Origin of the sequence: Pseudomonas brassicacearum, assembly GCF_003732175.1 — a bacterium.
Classification (GTDB): domain Bacteria; phylum Pseudomonadota; class Gammaproteobacteria; order Pseudomonadales; family Pseudomonadaceae; genus Aquipseudomonas; species Aquipseudomonas brassicacearum_G.
Map to the genome: position 1 here is coordinate 127,992 of NZ_MOBI01000011.1, position 20,257 is coordinate 148,248.

Annotated in this window: 10 protein-coding genes; 6 read left to right on the top strand and 4 right to left on the bottom strand. The window is 60.2% G+C overall.

What is annotated here, in order from left to right; genetic code table 11:
* Positions 1-84: 84 nt before the first annotated feature.
* From BK658_RS10420 to BK658_RS10430, 3 genes are read right to left on the bottom strand one after another with little or no spacing between them, the layout of a single operon-like run.
* Positions 85-648 (bottom strand): peptidylprolyl isomerase A, encoded by a 564-nt coding sequence (locus BK658_RS10420; RefSeq protein WP_019692464.1) that lies wholly within the window; start codon positions 646-648, stop codon positions 85-87.
* A 3-nt stretch (positions 649-651) separates the two neighbouring features.
* Positions 652-1,455 carry an alpha/beta fold hydrolase gene (locus BK658_RS10425; RefSeq protein WP_123582239.1) on the bottom strand — a complete coding sequence of 268 codons (804 nt, stop codon included), beginning with the start codon at positions 1,453-1,455 and terminating at the stop codon, positions 652-654.
* 14 nt (positions 1,456-1,469) lie between these two features.
* Positions 1,470-2,393, bottom strand: coding sequence for a PA3225 family LysR-type transcriptional regulator (locus BK658_RS10430; RefSeq protein WP_123582240.1), 924 nt, complete (start codon positions 2,391-2,393; stop codon positions 1,470-1,472).
* A 49-nt stretch (positions 2,394-2,442) separates the two neighbouring features.
* On the opposite strand from BK658_RS10430, the gene BK658_RS10435 reads away from it, so the two are divergent.
* The 3 genes from BK658_RS10435 (at position 2,443) to BK658_RS10450 (ending at position 4,718) form a co-directional block, all read left to right on the top strand.
* Positions 2,443-2,757, top strand: coding sequence for a 3-phosphoglycerate kinase (locus BK658_RS10435; RefSeq protein ID WP_123582241.1), 315 nt, complete (start codon positions 2,443-2,445; stop codon positions 2,755-2,757).
* A gap of 149 nt (positions 2,758-2,906) precedes the next feature.
* Positions 2,907-3,506 carry an FMN-dependent NADH-azoreductase gene (locus BK658_RS10440; protein WP_123582242.1) on the top strand — a complete coding sequence of 200 codons (600 nt, stop codon included), beginning with the start codon at positions 2,907-2,909 and terminating at the stop codon, positions 3,504-3,506.
* A 345-nt stretch (positions 3,507-3,851) separates the two neighbouring features.
* Complete coding sequence (locus tag BK658_RS10450) at positions 3,852-4,718, top strand: carboxylate/amino acid/amine transporter (protein ID WP_123582244.1); 867 nt, start codon at positions 3,852-3,854, stop codon at positions 4,716-4,718.
* Between the two features lie 109 nt (positions 4,719-4,827).
* On the opposite strand, the gene BK658_RS10455 is transcribed toward BK658_RS10450, so the two are convergent.
* Positions 4,828-6,126, bottom strand: a complete 1,299-nt coding sequence (locus BK658_RS10455; protein ID WP_123582245.1) for a mechanosensitive ion channel family protein — start codon at positions 6,124-6,126, stop codon at positions 4,828-4,830.
* A 193-nt stretch (positions 6,127-6,319) separates the two neighbouring features.
* Here BK658_RS10455 and BK658_RS10460 point away from each other — a divergent pair, with 193 nt between their 5' ends.
* The 3 genes from BK658_RS10460 to BK658_RS10470 form a co-directional block, all read left to right on the top strand.
* Positions 6,320-7,666 carry a DEAD/DEAH box helicase gene (locus BK658_RS10460; RefSeq protein WP_123427900.1) on the top strand — a complete coding sequence of 449 codons (1,347 nt, stop codon included), beginning with the start codon at positions 6,320-6,322 and terminating at the stop codon, positions 7,664-7,666.
* A gap of 228 nt (positions 7,667-7,894) precedes the next feature.
* On the top strand, positions 7,895-9,613 hold the full coding sequence (locus tag BK658_RS10465) for a ShlB/FhaC/HecB family hemolysin secretion/activation protein (protein WP_123582246.1): 1,719 nt from the start codon (positions 7,895-7,897) through the stop codon (positions 9,611-9,613).
* Between the two features lie 25 nt (positions 9,614-9,638).
* Positions 9,639-20,257: two-partner secretion domain-containing protein (locus tag BK658_RS10470; RefSeq protein ID WP_123582247.1), on the top strand; the 10,619-nt coding region annotated here is incomplete at its 3' end.

Here is a 20,257-nt window from a genome sequence, read left to right on the forward strand (position 1 = left end):
TAAACGCCCGCGTACGGGCTCTCCTTTTTTTCGATGCGAGCGGCGCGGTGATACACCGCCGCCGCTCAGGACGCCTTATGCAGTTTAGTCGATGCGCTTGGCCGACTTGATCAGCACCGGGTCGATGGGCACATTCTGCATGCCTTGTTTGGTGGTGGTGGGCGAGTTGACGATGATGTCGACGACGTCCATGCCTTTTACGACTTTGGCGAACACTGCGTAACCGGCATCGCGGCCCGGGTCGAGGAAGTCGTTGTCCTTGACGTTGATGAAGAACTGGCTGGTGGCCGAATCCGGATCGGAGGTGCGTGCCATCGACAGGGTGCCACGCACGTTATGCAGGCCGTTGCTGGCTTCGTTCTTGATCGGTGCCTTGGTGTCTTTTTGTGCCATCTGCGGGGTGAAACCGCCGCCCTGGACCATGAACCCCGGAATCACACGGTGGAAAATGGTGTTGGTGTAGAAGCCGCTGTCGACATAGGCGAGAAAGTTCTTGGTGCTGATCGGTGCCTTGACCGGGTCCAGTTCGATTTCGATCTGGCCGTTGGTGGTGTCGAGCAAGACGTGCGGAGCCTTGGCAGCGTCTGCGGCCATCAGGTTGGCGGCGAACAGTACTGCGCCTGTGACGAGGGCGATTTTTTTCAGCATGGGTCAGTGATCCTGGGTAGTGGTGTCGACTGCGGTTAGAAATTCAAGCAGGGTTTGGTTGAAACGGTGTGGCTGGTCCAATGGCGTTGCGTGGCGTGAATCTTCGATCACCACCAACTGCGCATCGGGCAGCAGTTTTACATAGGCTTCTTTCAGCGCTACCGGCGTGTAGTCACGGTCGGCGCTGATGATCAGGGTTGGACAGGTGACTTTCGCCAGTCGTTCCTGAACTCCCCAACCAACAATGGCATTGAAGCTGGCGAGATAAGCACGTTTGTCGTTTTTTGCCCAGCGTTCGGCCATTTTATGCCGCAACTCCGCCTGTTCGGGTTTGGGAAACAGCTTGCCGCCCAGGGCCGTGCCGATGGTGCGCATACTGAGGAGGTGCATCAGGCTCCAGCGCTTGAACAACTGCCAGTAATCATCCGCCGTGCGGACTTTGACCTCGGGGGCACTGTTGACGATGCACAGGCTTTTAAGCAGCGATGGTTGGTCCACCGCCAGCTGAAAACCGATCATCCCGCCCATCGACAACCCGACCAGATGCGCCGGGCCGAGCTTCAGGTGTTCGATCAGTGCGACCAGGTCGGCGCTGAAGCCGGCAATGCTGTAGTGCTCGCGGGGTTTGTCGGAGCGACCGTGGCCGCGTACATCCGGGACGATCACCCGGTAACGGGTCGAGAGCTCCGGGATCTGTTTTTCCCAGTCCAGCGTACTCGAGCCCAGCCCGTGAACCAGCAGCAGGGGTGTGCCGTGGCCATATTCCTCGTAGTGCAAGGTGCAACCTTCATGTTCGAAATAGGCCATGGTGCAACTCCTTGTCAGGCTTGTTCAGGGGCCGCGAACGGCGCATCCAGCGGCGCGGTATCAAAGGTGCGCAGCAACTCGACGAGAATCTGCGTGGCCGGCCCCAGGGGTTTGTCCTTGTTTGAATACAGAAAGAAGGTCGGATGGCGACTGCCACCCTGATCCAACGGTAGCACCTTGAGCAGGCCTTCCTTGAGTTCTCGTTCGATCATGTGCCGTGGCAGCCAGGCAAAACCCAGGCCGCTGCTGACGAAACTGGCAGCGGTGGCCAGGCTGCCGACGGTCCAGCGCTGTTCGGCACCCAGCCAGCCGACATCGCGCGGTTGCTGGCGACCGGAGTCGCGAATTACCACCTGCAACTGGCTTTCGAGGTCGTGGAAACTCAGTTCACGATTGAGGCGATGCAAGGCATGTTCGGGGTGGGCGACGGCAACGAACTCGACGTCACTCAACTCCGCGCCCAGGTAACCGGGAATGTTGAAGCCACTGATGGCCAGGTCCGCCACGCCTTCGAGCAGCACTTCCTCGACCCCGGACAGTACCTCTTCACGCAGACGTACCCGGCAGCCGCGACTTTGCGGCATGAACGCACTCAAGGCGCGAACCAGTCGCGCGTTCGGATATGCGGCGTCGACCACCAGCCGTACTTCCGCTTCCCAGCCTTGCTCCATGTGGTGTGCCAGATCCTCAAGCTGACTGGCCTGTTTGACCAGTTGCCGGGAGCGGCGCAGCAGCACGCCGCCGGCTTCGGTCAGCACCGCCTTACGGCCGTCGATGCGCAACAGCGGCACACCGAGCTGGTCCTGCATGCGCGCTACGGTATAGCTGACGGACGACTGCGAACGGTGCAGCGCTTCGGCGGCCTGGGCGAAACCACCGTGGTCGACCACAGCTTGCAATGTGCGCCATTGATCAAGGGTCACGCGGGGCGCTTTCATGATGAGCTCCTCTTGTCCTAAGCTGGCAGCTTCCATTGGAGGCTGCCGAATGAAAAAAATCTGTTGTGTGGTGCTGGCGATGCTGCCGCTGACTGCGTTTGCCTACCCCATCGATGTACAAAAAGAACTCAACGGCCTGAAAATCGACTACGCCACCCATGACACCGCTCGCGACATGGGTGCCATTACGCTGAACAACTACAGCGGTAAAGCTGCCGAATGCACGGTGGCATTTCGCAATGGCCCGGAATCACCGCGTACTCGCCGCGTGAGCCTGGAGGCCGGTAAAAGCGCCGACCTTTCAGCCAGGTTCAACCGCGAAATCATCAAGCTGTACATCACCCTGACCTGCAAACCCAAATAAGGGCTGTTGCACAGGCGGAGCAGATACGCTCCGCTTATAAACGAATTTATTGATGGTTTATAGCAGTTATTTGTGCTTTTTCATCGATACAACACTGTTTAATCTCCACTCCATCGACTTACAGCATTCACCGATGGAGGCTACATCCCATGTCCCGCGTTCTGATCATCGAAAGCAGTGCCCGCCAGCAAGACTCGGTATCGCGTCAACTGACCCAAACCTTCATCAGTCAATGGAAAGCCGCACACCCGGCCGACCAGATCACCGTTCGTGACCTGGCGACCCATCCGGTTCCGCACCTGGATGCCAATCTGCTGGGCGGCTGGATGAAACCTGCCGAGCAACGCAACGAAACCGAACAGTCGTCGCTGGAGCGCTCCAACCAGTTGACCGATGAATTGCTGGCTGCCGACGTCTTGGTCATGGCCGCACCGATGTACAACTTCGCGATCCCCAGCACCCTCAAAGCCTGGCTCGACCACGTGCTGCGTGCCGGTGTGACCTTCAAGTACACCGAAACCGGCCCGCAAGGTCTGCTCAGCGGCAAGCGTGCTTATGTGTTGACCGCTCGCGGTGGCATCTACGCCGGTAGCACCTCCGATCACCAGGAACCGTACCTGCGTCAGGTCATGGCGTTCATCGGCATCCACGACGTCACCTTTATTCACGCCGAAGGCATGAACCTGGGCGGTGACTTCCATGAAAAGGGTCTGAACCATGCCAACGCCAAACTGGCCCAGGTCGCCTGAGCCGTTAATCGCCAGATAATCACCTGATGGTTAAGTAGCGCTCGTACACCCCTTCAAGCCGGTTCGCGCATCGAACCTCCCTTTGCACTTGTTGCTCATGAGTGCTCTAGCCCGATTGAACGCTTTAGCGAGATCGGGCTTTTTTTTGCCTGCGATTTTGTGGCCGGGCACGAACCTGTGGGAGCGAGCCTGCTCGCGATGGGGGGATCACATTCACCATCGATATCGGCTGACATACCGTCATCGCGAGCAGGCTCGCTCCCACAGTGGATTTGTGTGCTGCCTGATTATTCGCAGTGAATAGCAAAACCCGCTATCGTCGCCGCCATTCGAAACGAGGCGAGCATGGGTTATCTACTTTTTGTCACGCTGATTCAGGCGTTTTCCTTCAGCTTGATCGGCGAGTACCTGGCCGGGCATGTCGACAGCTATTTCGCGGTGCTGGTGCGGGTGTTGCTGGCGGGGCTGGTGTTCATTCCATTGACCCGCTGGCGTCAGGTGGAGCCGGCGTTCATGCGCGGGATGCTGTTGATCGGCGCGTTGCAGTTCGGTGTGACCTACGTCTGCCTGTACCTGAGCTTCCGGGTGCTGACCGTGCCGGAAGTCTTGCTGTTCACCATTCTCACGCCGTTGCACGTAACCCTGATCGAAGATGCGCTGAACCGCCGCTTCAATCCCTGGGCGCTGGTGGCGGCATTGGTTGCGGTGCTCGGTGCGGCAGTGATCCGTTATGACCGGATCAACCCGGACTTCTTCATGGGGTTCCTGCTGCTGCAACTGGCCAACTTCACCTACGCCGCAGGCCAGGTGCTGTACAAACATCTGGTGGCGCGCCATCCGAGCGACCTGCCGCATTATCGGCGCTTCGGTTACTTCTACCTCGGCGCGCTGGCCGTGGCCCTGCCGGCGTTTCTGCTGTTCGGCAAACAGAACTTCCTGCCAGAAGCACCGCTGCAATGGGGCGTTCTGGTGTTCCTCGGACTGGTGTCCACCGCGTTGGGCTTGTACTGGTGGAACAAGGGCGCATGTCTGGTCAATGGCGGGACACTGGCGGTGATGAACAACCTGCACGTGCCGGTGGGACTGCTGATCAACTTGCTGATCTGGAACCAGCATGAAGAGCTGGGGCGGTTGTTCCTGGGGGGGGCGGTGATTCTGGCAGCGGTGTGGATTAGTCGGTTGGGTGTACTAAAACGGGTAGCTGCTCACTGAACCCATGTGGGAGCGAGCCTGCTCGCGATGGCTGAGTGTCAGTCGACATGAATGTTGCCTGTCTCACCGCTATCGCGAGCAGGCTCGCTCCCACAGGGGATATGTGCAGCTACATCGAGCATTTTTCCAGTTCGGGGATATGGCTGGCCCCCAACGCCGCCGGCAACAACCCCGCGCGCAAATCATTGCCGCTCGGTTGCTGATACAGGCTCAAACCAAACTCCGGCAGCACTGCCAGCAGATAATCGAAGATATCGCCCTGGATCCGCTCGTAATCGGCCCACGCCGTGGTGCGGGTGAAGCAATAGATTTCCAGCGGCACGCCCTGAGCGGTGGTTTGCATCTGGCGGACCATGCAGGTCATGTTCGGTTGAATCTCCGGATGGCTCTTCAAGTACGCCAACGCATAAGCGCGAAAGGTTCCAATGTTGGTCATCCGCCGGCGGTTGGCCGACATCGCCGCGACGTTGCCCTGGGCCTCGTTCCAGCTCTTGAGCTCGGCCTGCTTGCGGCTGATGTAATCGGTGAGCAAGCGCACCTGGGTCAGCTTCTGTTCTTCGTCGTCATGGATGAAGCGCACGCCACTGGCGTCGATGAACAGGCTGCGCTTGATCCGTCGACCGCCTGACTGCTGCATGCCGCGCCAGTTCTTGAACGATTCGGACATCAAGCGCCAGGTCGGGATCGAGACGATGGTCTTGTCGAAGTTCTGCACCTTGACCGTGTGCAGGGTGATGTCCACCACGTCACCGTCGGCGCCCACTTGTGGCATTTCGATCCAGTCGCCGACCCGCAGCATGTCGTTGCTGGTCAGCTGCACGCTGGCGACAAACGACAGCAGGGTGTCCTTGTAGACCAACAGAATCACCGCCGACATGGCGCCCAGACCCGACAGCAGCAACAGCGGCGATCGATCGATCAGGGTTGCGACGATGATGATTGCGCCGAACACGAACAGCACCATTTTCGCCAACTGCACGTAGCCTTTGATCGAGCGCGTGCGGGCATGTTCGGTGCGTGCGTAGATGTCCAGCAAGGCGTTGAGCAGGGCGCTCAGGGCCAGCACCATAAACAGAATGGTGAAGGACAGGGCAACGTTACCGAGAAAATTCTGAATGGTTTTGCTCAGTTCCGGCACCAGGTTCAAACCGAACTGGATCACCAGCGACGGAGTCATTTGCGCCAGGCGATGGAACACCTTGTTCTGGAACAAGTCGTTGAACCAGTGCATCGCCGGTTGCCGGCCAAGCAATTTGACGGCGTGCAGCACCACATAACGCGCCACTCGTCCGAGCAGCAAGGCAATCACCAACAACACCATCAGCGCCAGGCTGGAATGTAGAAGCGGGTGCTGGTCGAGAGCGCCCCAGAGGTCTTGGGTATTGAGCCAGAGCTGTTTGAGATCCATGGGTTAAAACGATTCTTCTGTAGGACGAGAGGGGGCGATTAGAGCATTTAAGACGCATCGAGTTACGTTCAGGGACAAATCCGCTAACAAAATCGCCATTGTTTGCGTCTGTTTGCATAAAGAAACTCGGCCTTCGCGCTCGAAACCGTTACCCTATGCAGCTGATTTTTTGTATTTCTTCGAGGTAGCACCCGTGTTTTCCCAATTCGCCCTGCACGAACGCCTGCTCAAAGCCGTGGCCGAGCTTAAATTTGTCGAGCCAACGCCAGTGCAAGCAGCGGCTATCCCGCTCGCGCTCCAAGGGCGTGACCTGCGGGTGACTGCGCAAACCGGTAGCGGCAAAACCGCTGCATTCGTATTGCCGATCCTCAACCGTTTGATCGGCCCGGCCAAAGTCCGCGTCAGCATCAAAACCCTGATCCTGCTGCCGACCCGCGAGCTGGCCCAGCAGACCATCAAGGAAGTTGAACGCTTCGCGCAGTTCACCTTCATCAAATCCGGCCTGATCACCGGCGGCGAAGACTTCAAGGTCCAGGCAGCCATGCTGCGCAAGGTGCCGGACATCCTGATCGGCACTCCGGGCCGGATGATCGAGCAACTGAACGCCGGCAACCTCGACTTGAAAGAAGTTGAAGTGCTGGTGCTCGACGAAGCCGACCGCATGCTCGACATGGGCTTTGCCGAAGACGTGCAGCGTCTGGTGGAAGAGTGCACCAACCGTCAGCAGACCATGCTGTTCTCTGCCACTACCGGCGGTTCGGGCCTGCGCGAGATGATCGCCAAGGTCCTGAACAACCCTGAGCACTTGCAGCTCAATGCCGTCAGCCAGTTGAACGACACCACCCGTCAGCAAATCATCACCGCTGACCACAACCAGCATAAAGAACAGATCGTTAACTGGTTGCTGGCCAACGAGACCTACCAGAAGGCCATCGTCTTCACCAACACCCGGGCCATGGCCGACCGCATCTACGGCCGCCTGGTGGCGCAGGAGTACAAGGCGTTCGTCCTGCACGGTGAGAAAGACCAGAAGGATCGCAAGCTGGCGATCGACCGCCTGAAGCAGGGCGGGGTCAAGATCCTCGTCGCCACCGACGTTGCCGCTCGCGGCCTCGACGTGGAAGGCCTGGACCTGGTGATCAACTTCGACATGCCGCGCAGCGGCGACGAATACGTTCACCGTATCGGTCGTACCGGTCGTGCCGGCAACGATGGCCTGGCCATCTCGTTGATCTGCCACGGCGACTGGAACCTGATGTCGAGCATCGAGCGCTACCTCAAGCAGAGCTTCGAGCGCCGCACCATCAAGGAAGTCAAAGGCACCTATGGCGGACCGAAAAAGGTCAAGGCCTCGGGCAAAGCCGTTGGCGTGAAGAAGAAAAAAGTCGACGCCAAAGGCGACAAGAAAAAGACCGGCGCCAAGGCTCCGACCAAACGCAAGATCGCCAACCGCCCGAAGACCGACGCCCTGTCGCTGGTCAGCAAGGACGGCATGGCGCCGCTCAAGCGCCGCAAACCGGAAGCACCGGCCGCTGAATAACGCGCCTTAGCGATCCCATAAAAAACCCGGACAGTGTCCGGGTTTTTTCATTTTTGGCCTATGGCGATCTCGAGGTCGAGCCTGACGTCAGCGCCGTCAGGAGTCTTGTGCGTGTCAATCAAGACACACTCTGCAACAAATTCGTAACAAGCTTATTGACGTCAGAATGATGGCAACTTAACATTGCGCCATCATATTGATATCACTTGTCGTCTCGAGGGATCGAACATGTACCTGCACCCCCTCGGGAAGAGGCTGTGTGCGGCTTTGCCGTGTCTATTGCTGTGTTTCACCAGCGTAAACCTTGCCCACGCCGCACCCACCCCCGGTGAAACCGACCTGATCCGCGAACGTCAGGATCGCCTGCTCGAAGAGCAGCGCCGGCGTCTCGAAGAGCTCAAGGAACTGCCCGGCAAAGCGGCCAAACCGACGGCCCCGACAGCGCCTGCCGATACCCGCTGCTTCCCGATCAAAGACATCGAACTCAAGGGGGCCGACAGCCTTTCGGACCGTGAGCGCGAGCGTTTGCTCAAGCCTTACATCGGCCAGTGCCTGGGCGTCACTCAGCTCAATGAGCTGCTGAAAGTCATCACCGATTACTACCTCGAGAAAGGTCTGGTGACCAGTCGTGCCTACTTGCCGCAGCAGGATTTGTCTGCCGGTCATTTGAAGGTGCTGGTGGTCGAGGGCAAGCTCGAAGGCATCAAAGGCGCGGAGGGCAGCAAGCTGTCGGGCCGTGAATTGTCCATGGCTTTCCCAGGCAAGACTGGTGACCTGGTCAACCTGCGCGAGATCGAACAATTGGTCGATCAGTTGAACCGTTTGCCGTCGAATCAGGCGCAGATGGAGTTGGCACCCGGTAAAGCCGTGGGTGGCAGCGAAGTGCTGGTCAAGAACACCCCGCAAAAGCCCTGGCGCGCCGGTTTGTCGCGCACTAACGAAGGCCAGCGCAGCACCGGCGAGCAGCAGTGGGGCACGACCTTCGACTGGGACAGCCCGCTGGGGCTGGCGGATCAGTTGATGTTGCGCGGTGGTCACGATGCGGTGAGCGATCATAACCACACCTCAAGCAACGCCATGCTCGATTACAACCTGCCGTGGGGCTGGTGGAACTTCAACTACAGCTACAACCAGAGCGATTACAGCTCGCAGATTGCTGCCAATGGCTACAACTTCAAGCAGACCGGCGACAGCACGACTCACCAGTTCAAGGCCGAGCGCGTGATCTATCGCGATGCCGTGAGCAAGACGTCCTTGAGCGCCGGTGTGTCTCACATGCGGATTAACAATTTCATCGAAGGCAGCAAGCTGGCCCTGAGCAGCAACCACCTGAGCGAGGCGCAGTTCGGGATCAACCACGGGCGGCGTGTCGGCTCGGCCTTCGTCAACCTCGACCTGGGCATGCAGAAAGGTATCGGCGCCTTTGATGCCCAAAGCAACGGCCATCCAGGCCCTGGGGACGCGGATGCGCGGTACCGCAAATACACCGGCACCCTGAGCTACTTGCAGCCATTCAAACTCTGGGGCGAGTCGTTGAGCTTCAGCAGTTTGATGACCGGCCAGCGCAGCGAGGACGTGCTGTTCAGCCCGCAGCGCACCAGCCTGGGCGGGTTGTCGTCGATCCGTGGTTACAAGGACCAATCGTTATCCGGTGACAGCGGCGGCTACTGGCGCAACGACCTGCGCTGGAGTCGTCCGGTGAATTGGGAATGGCTGCGTCCGGTGTTCGCTGAATACGGCACCAGCCTGGGTTACGACCAGGGCGTGATCAGTCATGGCCGCTACAACGGCGAGCAACATGGGCGGATGTCGAGCGACTCGATCGAGTTGTTTGCCAAGGGGCAGCATGTGTCTGCCAGCGTGACCCTCGCTCATTCCCTGGAACGCCCGGCCGCCCTGACCGAACGCGAAGCGCCAATCTATTTCCGCGTGGATTTCTCCCTCTAAATTTCCGCTTAGTCGAGACCTGAATATGGACGTTCGCCAACTGGCCTTTCTGGCCGGCCAGCCTTCTGCTGCCGTAATTCCCCGTGAACGTTTCATGGGCATGCCCAAACGCGGTCTGGCGTTCCTGCTGGCCAACGTCATGTTCTGGCAACCGATGTGGGCGCAGGCGGACGGCATCGTGGTCAGCGCACCGGGCACTGGCCTGGATCGCGCCGGCAATGGTGTGCCGATCGTCAACATCGCCACGCCCAATGCCACAGGTCTCTCGCACAACCAGTTCCACGACTACAACGTCACCCTGCAAGGCTTGATTCTCAACAATGCTTCAACCCAGACCCAGCAAACCCAACTGGGCGGGATCATCGTCGGCAACCCGAACCTGAAAGGCAGTGGTCCGGCGCAAACCATCCTCAACGAAGTCAACGGCGGCAGCCCGAGCCAGTTGAACGGTTACACCGAAGTGGCGGGGCAGTCGGCGCGGGTGATCGTCGCCAACCCCTATGGCATCAGCTGCAACGGCTGCGGGTTTATCAATACCCCACGGGTGACCTTGACCACCGGCAAACCGGTGCTCGACAACGGTCGACTGGATCATTTCCAGGTCGATCAGGGCAGCGTCTCCATCGACGGCGCCGGGATCAACGCCACCAACGTCGACCGATTCGAAATCATCACCCGCAGCGCGAAGATCAACGCCCAGCTGCAGGCGAATAACCTGACCATCGTTGCCGGTCGCAACGACGTCAACGCCGACACTCTCAACGCCACGGCGCGGGCCAACGACGGCAGTGCCAAGCCGGAACTGGCGATCGACTCCTCGGCGCTCGGCGGTATGTACGCCGGCGCGATCAAACTGGTCGGCACCGAAGCCGGCGTCGGGGTCAAACTCGACGGCAAACTGATCGCCAGCGGCGGCGATATCCAGCTCGATGCCAACGGCCAGCTGAGCCTGGCCGACACCTCGGCGGTCAATGGCGCGGTGAATATCAAAGCCACCAGCCTCAATGCCCAAGGACCGATTTACGCCGGCACCGCCCTCAACGTGCAAACCCAGGGCGACCTGAGCAACCAGCAAACCCTCGCCGCTCGCGACAGCATCAACCTGAGTGCCGGCGGCCAGTTGACCAACAACGGCATCATCGAGGCCGGGGTCAACGTCGACACCAGCCGCAACGCCAGCGGTGATGTGAACCTCAGCGCTCAGAACTTCAACAACAGCGGCAAAAGTGTCGTCGCCAGCCGCAACCTGACGGTCAACACCGCGCAAACCCTGACCAACCAAGGCGGCACTTTAAGTGCGAAACAAGGCGCGAGCATCAACGCCGGGACGCTGGATAACCAGAACAAGGGGCGGGTGCTGAGCACCGGTAGCCTGAACCTCAATGCCAACCAGTTGCTCAATGCCCAGAGCGGACTGGTGACCAGCAACGGCGAACTGCTCGCCAATGTAGGAGCACTGAGTAACGGCGCTGCTGAAATCTCCAGCCTTGCCGGGGTCACCTTGAATGTCGGGTCTCTGGATAACGTCGCAGGACTGGTGTCGGCCGGCAGCACCCTGAATATCAACGCCAGTGGTGCCTTCAACAATCAGCACGGTCGCCTGGCTGCCCAGCAGCGCCTGCAAGTTACGGCGGCATCCCTGGATAACAGCCTGCAAGGCTCGATCATCAGTCAGGGCACCTTGGGCCTGACGGCTCTTGGTGCACTGGACAACCACCAATCGGGCACGATCCAGAGCACCGGCGGTGCAGTGATCAACAGCGGCAGTCTGGATAACCATCAAGCAGGCGTGCTCACCAGCAGCAACGCTTTGAACCTGACCACGGGCCAGGTGAACAACAGCGAAGGCGGACGCATTGCCAGCGCCATGGCCCTGACTGCCAGTGTCAGCGGTCTGGACCAGCACAATCAGGGCCAATTGAGCGGCGCCACAGGCCTGACCCTGGACCTGAACAACGGCGTGCTCAATAACCAGAGTGCCCTGATCACCACACCTGGCGCGCTGCTGCTGAAGAACCTGAACACGGTGGTTAACCAGAGCGGTGAAATCTCCAGCCAACAAGGCTTCACGTTGGCCGCCACCAGTCTGGACAACACCAGCGGCAAGGTCCTTAGCCAGCAGGCTTTGGTCCTGCGAATCGCCCGAGCCCTGAACAACACCGGTGCGCTGATTTCCGCGTCCACCATCGATCTGCAGGCCGATAGCCTGAACAACCAGCTCGGTACGATGAACGCTGGCACAGGATTGAACCTGCTGCTGGCCGGCAGCCTGAACAATCAGGGTGGCCAACTGAGCGCCCGGGACATCACCTTGCAGGTGGCTGATCTGGATAACCGTCAGGGCCATCTGACCAGCGATAACAGTCTGACGCTGGGCAGTCAGGGCGCGATCAACAACGCCACGGGGTCGATGACCGCTGGCCAATTGTTGAAGGTGCAAGGCGCCAGCCTCGACAACACCCAAGGCACACTGACGGGGAATTCGGGGCTGACGGCGAAGATTGCCGGACAGCTGCTGAACCAGGCTGGCTTGGTGTCTTCGGACGGTCTGTTGACCTTGGGCAGTGCCAGTCTCGACAACCAGCTCAAGGGGCGGGTTGTCAGCAAGGCCGATCTCAACCTGAGCACGGTCGGGTTGCTGGATAACCGTACCGGCAGCCTCAGCGCCGGTGGCGCTCTGACGCTCAATGCCAACCAAGTGGACAACCGTCAGGCGGGTTCGCTGAGTGCTGGCCAGAGCCTGAACCTGAACATCGACAGCCTCGACAATCAGGGCGGCAACCTCTCCAGTCAACGCGATTTGAACCTGACAGGCACGACGCTGGACAACAGCCATGGCGGCCGGGTGCTTGCCAATGGCGACATCAATCTGACCCTCGCCCAGTTCAATAACCAGCTTGACGGTCTGCTGTCCGGTCAGGCCGGATTACGCCTCAAGGCTGCGCAACTGAACAACGGTCAGGGGGGCAATCTCTACGCCAAAGGCAATCTGGACCTGACACTGAGCGAGCAGTTGCTGAACGCCCAAGGCACGCTCAAGGGCGATGGCGCGATCCTGCTCAGCGTCGGCAGCCTGAACAACGACGGCGGCAAACTCTCCAGCGTCAAGGACCTGAAACTCACCAGCCTCGGCACCGTCAGCAACCAGGGCGGCACACTGATCAGCGGCGATACGCTCGACCTCGTCAGCGGCCAGCTGAACAACGGCGCCCAAGGCAGTATTTCCAGCACCAAAGCCCTGACCGCAAGCGTCAGTGGCCTTGATCAGCAAAACGGAAAACTGTTCAGCAGCACCGACCTGAGTCTCGATCTGAATCATGGCCAGCTCAATAACCAGAGTGGTCTGATCAACGCCCCTGGCCAATTATTGCTGAAAAACCTCAAGGGCGTAGCGAACCAGGGGGGCGAGATATCCAGCGATCAGGGATTCACGTTGGCTGCGCAAACGCTCGACAACACCGCTGGCAAGATTCTTAGTCAGAACGCGCTCGTCCTGCGCGTCGACCGAACCTTGAACAACCTCAGGGGACTGGTGTCGGCCGATGGGCTGGATATCCGCGCCGCTAGCGTCGACAACACTGCCGGCAAGATCGGCAGCGATTCGGACCTGACCTTGAATGCCGAGGGCGGGGTGACCAACCTCAATGGCTTCGTATCCAGTGCCGGGTTATCGACCCTCAAGGCCGCGAGTCTGGACAATACCAAAGGTAATCTGACGGGCGACCTTGGGCTGAGCATCGACCTGAGCGGCGCTCTGAATAACCAGGGCGGCAAGCTCGGTTCCGGCAAGGCACTGAGCCTGACTGTCGACAGCCTCGACAACCGCGCGGCGGGAATGTTGCTGGCCGTTGATGGCAGCCTGACGGGGAAAATTGCAGGAGCGTTCGATAATCGGGAGCTGGGAAAACTAAGGGCCACCGGTGGAATTGACCTGACTACCGGCAGCCTTGATAACCGTGGTGGCAGTCTGGCTGGCAAGGACCGGCTGACCGTGCACAGCGATTCGGCGGATAACCGCGGTGGGCTGATTGAAGCCGACAAGGACCTGAGTCTGCTGGTCGGGCAACTGGATAACCGCGACAAAGGCGTGCTCACCGGCAAGGCCGCGATCAACTACGAAGGCTCGCGCCTGGACAACAGCGGTGGCCTGCTCAGTGCGGTCGGTCCCGTGACGCTCAAGGCCCAGGACATCACCAACACCAAAGGCCGGATTGCCAGTCAGACTGACCTTAACGCTACCCTCGACACCTTGAACCAACAGGGTGGTGAGTTGGTCGCCCAAGGCAGTTTGCTGCTGACCGGCAAGACCCTCGACAACCGCAACGGCGGTCTGGTGGGCAGCACCAACGCGCTGACCGTCAAGGTCGATCAAATCGACAACCGCGCCGGAGAAATCTCCAGCACCGACAACAGCCTGAACCTCACCGGCCAGCGTCTGGACAACAGCGACGGCGGCAAACTGCTGTCCGCGACCGACCTGCAGTTGACGGTGGCGCAACTGATCAACCAGAACACGGGCAAGCTGTTCGCCAAGGGCAGCGCTCGCCTGGCTGGCACCACGCTCGACAACACCGGCGGTAGTTTCTCCGGCCTCAAGGGCCTGGACATTCGTCTTGATGGGGCGCTGCTCAATAACGCCGGGTTGCTCAGTGGCGAAGGCGGATTGACCCTCAACGCCGCCACGCTGGATAACACCGCAGGCAAGCTCAGCAGCGCCGGCGCCCTGTCGGTCACTAGTCTGGGGGCGTTGCTCAACCAGGGTGGTTCGATCATCACCGACCAGGGTTTGACCCTGGCCAGCTCCAGCCTCGATAACAGCCAGAAAGGCCTGATCAACGGCAAGGGTGTCACCCGTGTCACCACCGGTATTTTGAACAACAGCCAGGGCGGCCATCTCACCAGTGACGACACGCTGGACCTGACCGCGACCCAGGTCAGCAACGGCAGCAGCGGTCGCATTGCCAGCGAAAAAAACCTGACGGCAAGCATCACCGGCCTGGATCAACAAGGCGGCGAACTCTTCAGCAAAACCCGTCTCGACCTGGACCTAAACAATGGCCAATTGAACAACCAAAACGGCCTGATCAATGGGCCCGTGCTGGTGCTCAACAACCTCAAGGACGTTAACAACCAGAACGGCGAAATCTCCAGCGCCCAAGCGTTCACCGTCGCCGCGCAAAATCTCGACAACAGCGGTGGCAAGCTCCTGAGCAACCAGGGCCTGACCCTGCGTATCGCTCAGACCCTGAACAATCTCAACGGGTTGATTTCGGCAGCATCCCTCAACAGCCGAAGTGCCAGCCTGGACAACAGCAACGGCCTGATCAGCAGCCATGGCGACGTTGATCTGGGCGTGACCCAGTCCTTCACCAATCAAAGCGGCACCCTGATCGGCGACGGCGCGGTGCTGTTGGCGGCCAACAGTCTCGACAACAGCAACGGCTCGCTCGCCGGTAAGGCCGATGTTTCGGCAACTATCACCAGCCTCAATAACCAGAACGGACAACTGATCGCCAGTGGTGCCCTGAGCCTGACCGGTAGCACACTCGACAACCGCCAGAACGGTTTGGTAGGTGCTACAAAAGCGCTGAAACTCAATGTCGGTGATATCGACAACCGTGGCGGCGAGCTCTCCAGCAGCGCCGATATCAACCTGACCGGCAACCGTCTGGACAACAGCGACAGCGGTCAGATCATCGCCGCCATGGGCTTGGCCATGACCCTCGGCCAGGTGCTCAACCGCAATCAGGGCCTGATCAACGGCAAGGCCGGGTTAACCCTGGATGGTCAGACCCTGGACAACAGCGCTGGCCACCTGCTCAGCGGGCAAGATGCCCGGCTGGGCCTGAGCAGCGACCTGACGAACAATCAGGGCCAGATCAGCAGTGAAGGCCAACTCTCCGTTAACAGCGCCAACCTGAGCAACACCGGTGGCAGCCTGTCGAGTGCCGGAGCGTTGAAGGTCAATGCCAGCGGTGCGCTCGGCAACCAGGGCGGGCAACTGGTCAGTGACCGCAGCGTCGACCTGACCAGCGCCAGCCTCGACAACCGTCAACAAGGCGTGATCAGCGGCAAGGGCCCGGTGGGCGTGACTACTGGCGCCTTCGACAACAGCCAGAACGGTCGCCTGAACAGTGGCGACAGCCTGAGCCTCACGGCCGGCCAGGTCACCAACCAGAACGGTGGCAGCATCGGCAGCGCCAAGGCACTGACGGCCAGCGTCACCGGCCTCGACCAGATGGGCGGCAAACTCTTCAGCAACACCAGCCTTGTCCTGGACCTGCACCAAGGTCAGCTGAATAACCAGAACGGCCTGATCAATGCCCCGTCGCTGGTGCTCAATAACCTCAAGGGCGTAAACAACCAGGGCGGTGAAATTTCCAGCGCCCAGGCCTTTAGCCTCGCCGCCGACAGCCTCGACAACAGCAACGGCAAGCTCCTCAGCAACCAGGCCGTGACCTTGCGAATCAATCAGGCCTTGACCAACCTCAAGGGCCAGATTGGCGCCGCGGCCCTCGACGTCCGCGCCGCCAGCCTGGATAACACTGACGGCACCCTGAACAGTCGCAGCGACCTGACCCTGAATGTCGCGGGTTTGCTGAACAACCAGAATAAAGGCCTGATCAACGCGGCACAGAGCCTGACGCTGACCAGCGCCGATCTGAACAACCAGGGCGGCACCCTGCTCGGTGGCAGTGCCGTGACCCTCAATGCCATGGCGCTGAACAACAGCGCCAACGGCCTGATCAACAGCCAGGGCGGTTTGAGCCTGACCGCCAACAGCCTGGACTCCAGCAATGGCGGTGAAGTCTCGGCCAAAGGTGACATCGCACTGACCCTCGGTGCACTGAGCCAAAACGGCGGGCGTTTGTTGAGCGATGCGGGGATCACGCTTGACCTGAGCGGTAGCGATCTGAACAACCAGAGCGGCTTGATCACCGCCAAAGGCCCGCTGACCATCAGCCGTCTGCGCGACCTGAACAACCAGAGTGGCGAAGTCTCCAGCAGCCAGAGCTTCACCCTCGCTGGACGCACCTTCGATAACAGCGGCGGCAAACTGATCAGCAACAACCTGCTGAGCCTCAACGCTGGCAATCTGCTCAACCAGAACGGTCTGATCTCCGGTTGGCAGGGCCTCGACATCAACAGCGCCAGCCTCGACAACCGCAACAACGGCACGCTTTCCAGCCGCAGCGGCAACCTCGGCGTGACCTTGAGCGGTGCCTTGCTCAACAGCGGTGCCGGCGCGCTGGTCAGCCAGAAGGCGCTCACCGTCAACGCGGCGAGCCTCGACAACAGCGGCGGCATTCTGTCCAGCGGCGCCGGCCAGGCCCTGACGGTCAGCGGCCTGCTGAACAACGGCCAGAGCGGCCTGATCGACAGCGGCGCGGCGCTCACCGTACAAGCCATGACCCTCGGCAACGCAGCGGGCGTGATCAACGCGCAACAGAACCTGAGCTTCACTGGCAGCACGCTGGACAACAGCGCCGGCAGCCTGGTCAGTAACGGTGCGCTCAGCCTCGACCTGCTCGGCGCATTGACCAACACCAACGGCAAACTCGCCAGCGCCGGTCCGCTGCTGATCAGTCGTAGCAGCCAGATCAACAACCAGGGCGGTCAACTGGCCAGCCAAGGCCTGATGACCCTGCTCACCGGCAGCCTCGACAACCGCAATCGCGGCACCGTCGCAAGCAACAACAACCTCGTCGTCAACACCTCCGGCGCCGTCCAGAACAGCGCCGACGGCTTGATCTACAGCCAGAACGGCAACCTGCAACTCACCGCCGCGAGCCTGGCCAACGCCAAAGGCACCGTGCAAAGCCTGGGCGCGATGACCCTGTCCGTAGCAGGTGATATCGACAACCAGAGCGGCCGACTCCTGGCCCAGAACGGCGACCTTACGGTCAGCGCCACCAACCTGGACAACCGCGGCGGCACCCTCGCCAGCGTCAAGGGCGCCCTTGAAGCGCGCATCGTCGGCGTGCTGAAAAACGGTTACGACCTGACCAACAACCGTCAGGGCGGCATCGTCCAGGCACAGCGTCTGAACCTCAGCGCATTGGGCGGCATCGATAACTACGGCGGCCGCATCTCGGCGCAAAGCGGCGATGCAATCGTCGCCACCCGCGACTTCGACAACCGCAATGGTGGCCTCTACGCCAAAGGCCGGGTCAGCGTCACCGGCAACAACTTCGACAACAGCGGCGACAACGACGGCCAGATCGCCGGCAACGGGATCGACCTGAACCTCACCGGCGCCCTGAACAACCGTCTGGGCATCATCGAGAGCGACAGCACCCTGAGCGTGCGCGCCGCCAGCCTCGACAACCAGACCGGCCAACTGCGTGCCTTGGGCACCAGCGGCAAGACCGACTTCCAGATCGGCGGTTTGTTTGATAACCGCAACGGCACACTGGAAACCGCCAACAGTGACCTGACGCTCAACGCCGCAGGCTTCCTGAACCAGGGCGGTAGTTTGTTGCATGTCGGCACCGGCACTTTCGATATCTCCACGGCGAACGTCATGGGGGCCGGTGGCTCTCTCGTTACCAGAGGCGGCTTGACCCTCAACGCCGACAGCTGGACCAACAGCAGCGTCATCCAGGCTGGGCGTCTGAACGTCAATGTCAACAGCCTCACCCAAACCGCCAGCGGCCAGCTGTTGGCCACCGACAGTTTCATCGGTAGCGGTGTCAACTGGTTCAACGAAGGCTTGGTTGCCAGTAATGGCAGCCTGAGCTTGGGCCTGGGCGGTGCTTACTGGGGCGCTGGTCGTCTTAGCAGTCAAGGGGCCCTTGACCTGAGCGCCGCGCAAGTGAGCCTCAATAGCGTGACTTCCAGCATCGCCGGCGGTAGCGACACCCGACTCAATGTCAGCGGCCAGCTGGACAATTCCGGTCGGCTGACCTCCGGCGCCGGGATGACGGTCATGGCGGGCGGGGTGAGGAACTTCGGGACAATGGGAGCAGGGGGAGACCTGACGCTCACGACCGGCACATTGATCAACTACGGCGGTTATACCGGCGGCGCTTTGATTTTCAGCGGCGGCAATATGTCGTTGCGCGTTGCGGACTTGAACAACAGCGATGCCAATGTCTACAGCCTGGGCAACCTGAGCATCGATCGGGACGGGCAGGGTGGCCTGGCCAACAGCATCGTCAACAGCTCTGCGTCGATTCAAAGTGACGGCAGCATGAGCCTGGCGGCGAGCACGATTCAGAATATTCGGACTGTTCTTTCTGTACACGATGCCGGTTTGTATACCGCCCGTATCGATGAATTGCGCTGCAGTCACGATTATGTCGGCGACTGTGAGGGCGGCAATCGTAATGGCATGTTTGAGGTGATACAGCGAAGCAAACTGGAAGTCGATCCTGGCGCCAGTGCTGCCTCAAGCATTACCTCCGGTGCCAACCTGACGCTACGTGGTGGTGATTTTCTCAACAGCAGTAGCACGGTCGCTACGGCTGGCAACTTGTCCGCACAACTCGTTAACCTGACCAACAAAGGCGTTGAAACCGGTGATACGGAAGACCGCCGATCGTATGTGTCTGCCCGAAATACGCTCGGAAGCCACCAGAGCGAAGCCGCTGCATTCAGTACGCAATACTGGTATGAAAACAGTGGTTACAACTCTGCCAACCTGAGTGGCCTTGAAGGTGCGCTGGCTCACTTCCTCGGTTCGACAGAAAGTGAAATTCTTTCTCTCCACAGAACCACTCAGCTTTCCACTGGCGACCAGTCCTACGCCGCCATCATGCAAGCCGGTGGTGCAATCAACATCAGCACCCAGAACAACTTTGACAACAGTGTCGTACGGCCTGGTTTCAACTACGTGGGCAGTGGCTCGCGGACCGGCACCGGCTCTTCCGGCAGCCCGTACTCGACACGTATCACGCTGAATCAGCAGCTGCCGCCGAACCTTGCTCAGCAGCAGGTCAACCCGTTATCGCTTCCAGGCTTTATCCTGCCTACCGGCCAGAACGGGCTGTTCCGCCTCAGTGGCCAGGGCACCAGCACGCCGGTCGCCACTACAACTAACGGCGGCCCGCAAAGCTGGACCATGGGCAACGCCTCGGTCAGCACCGCTCAGCGTCAGCAGAACCTGCCGGATGTTCAGGCGCGCAGCGTCCAGATCGGTGATATCGCCCAAGTGGCCTCCAGCGACAGGCAATTGAGCCGGATCACCCGTCAGGTCACTGACAGCAACGTGAGCGCCAGCGCGATCAGTGTCAGCGCTCCCGCCGACACTGGCGGCACCCTGCTGTTGCCCGGCCATGACAGTAATGTTGGAGCGATCACCCAGGTAGGCACCGTGCATGTCGATGGCGCCAGTCATAGCGCGCTCGCTACCGGTCCGGACCTGAGTGTGCCAACACTGCCGCTCAACCAACGTGACCCATTGGCCACCGTGACCTCTCCCGTGGTCGTACCTCTTGTGCCGCCCGTGAATACTCAACCTGGTGCCCCGACTACCGTCCCCGGTGCGGTCACCGCACCGACCGTCAGCATTCCGCTGATCGCTACCCCTGCGGCCAGTCAGACCGTGGCTCGCGTTCAGGGCCTGCCGGACACCTCGTTCAAGTCTAATCCGCAGAAATACCTGATCGAAACCAACCCGGTGCTCACCGACCTCAAGCAGTT

Excerpts from the sequence above, each read along its gene's own strand:
- BK658_RS10420 (WP_019692464.1), bottom strand. The coding sequence starts at position 648 with ATGCTGAAAAAAATCGCCCTCGTCACAGGCGCAGTACTGTTCGCCGCC.
- BK658_RS10425 (WP_123582239.1), bottom strand. The coding sequence starts at position 1,455 with ATGGCCTATTTCGAACATGAAGGTTGCACCTTGCACTACGAGGAATAT.
- BK658_RS10430 (WP_123582240.1), bottom strand. The coding sequence starts at position 2,393 with ATGAAAGCGCCCCGCGTGACCCTTGATCAATGGCGCACATTGCAAGCT.
- BK658_RS10435 (WP_123582241.1), top strand. The coding sequence starts at position 2,443 with ATGAAAAAAATCTGTTGTGTGGTGCTGGCGATGCTGCCGCTGACTGCG.
- BK658_RS10440 (WP_123582242.1), top strand. The coding sequence starts at position 2,907 with ATGTCCCGCGTTCTGATCATCGAAAGCAGTGCCCGCCAGCAAGACTCG.
- BK658_RS10450 (WP_123582244.1), top strand. The coding sequence starts at position 3,852 with ATGGGTTATCTACTTTTTGTCACGCTGATTCAGGCGTTTTCCTTCAGC.
- BK658_RS10455 (WP_123582245.1), bottom strand. The coding sequence starts at position 6,126 with ATGGATCTCAAACAGCTCTGGCTCAATACCCAAGACCTCTGGGGCGCT.
- BK658_RS10465 (WP_123582246.1), top strand. The coding sequence starts at position 7,895 with ATGTACCTGCACCCCCTCGGGAAGAGGCTGTGTGCGGCTTTGCCGTGT.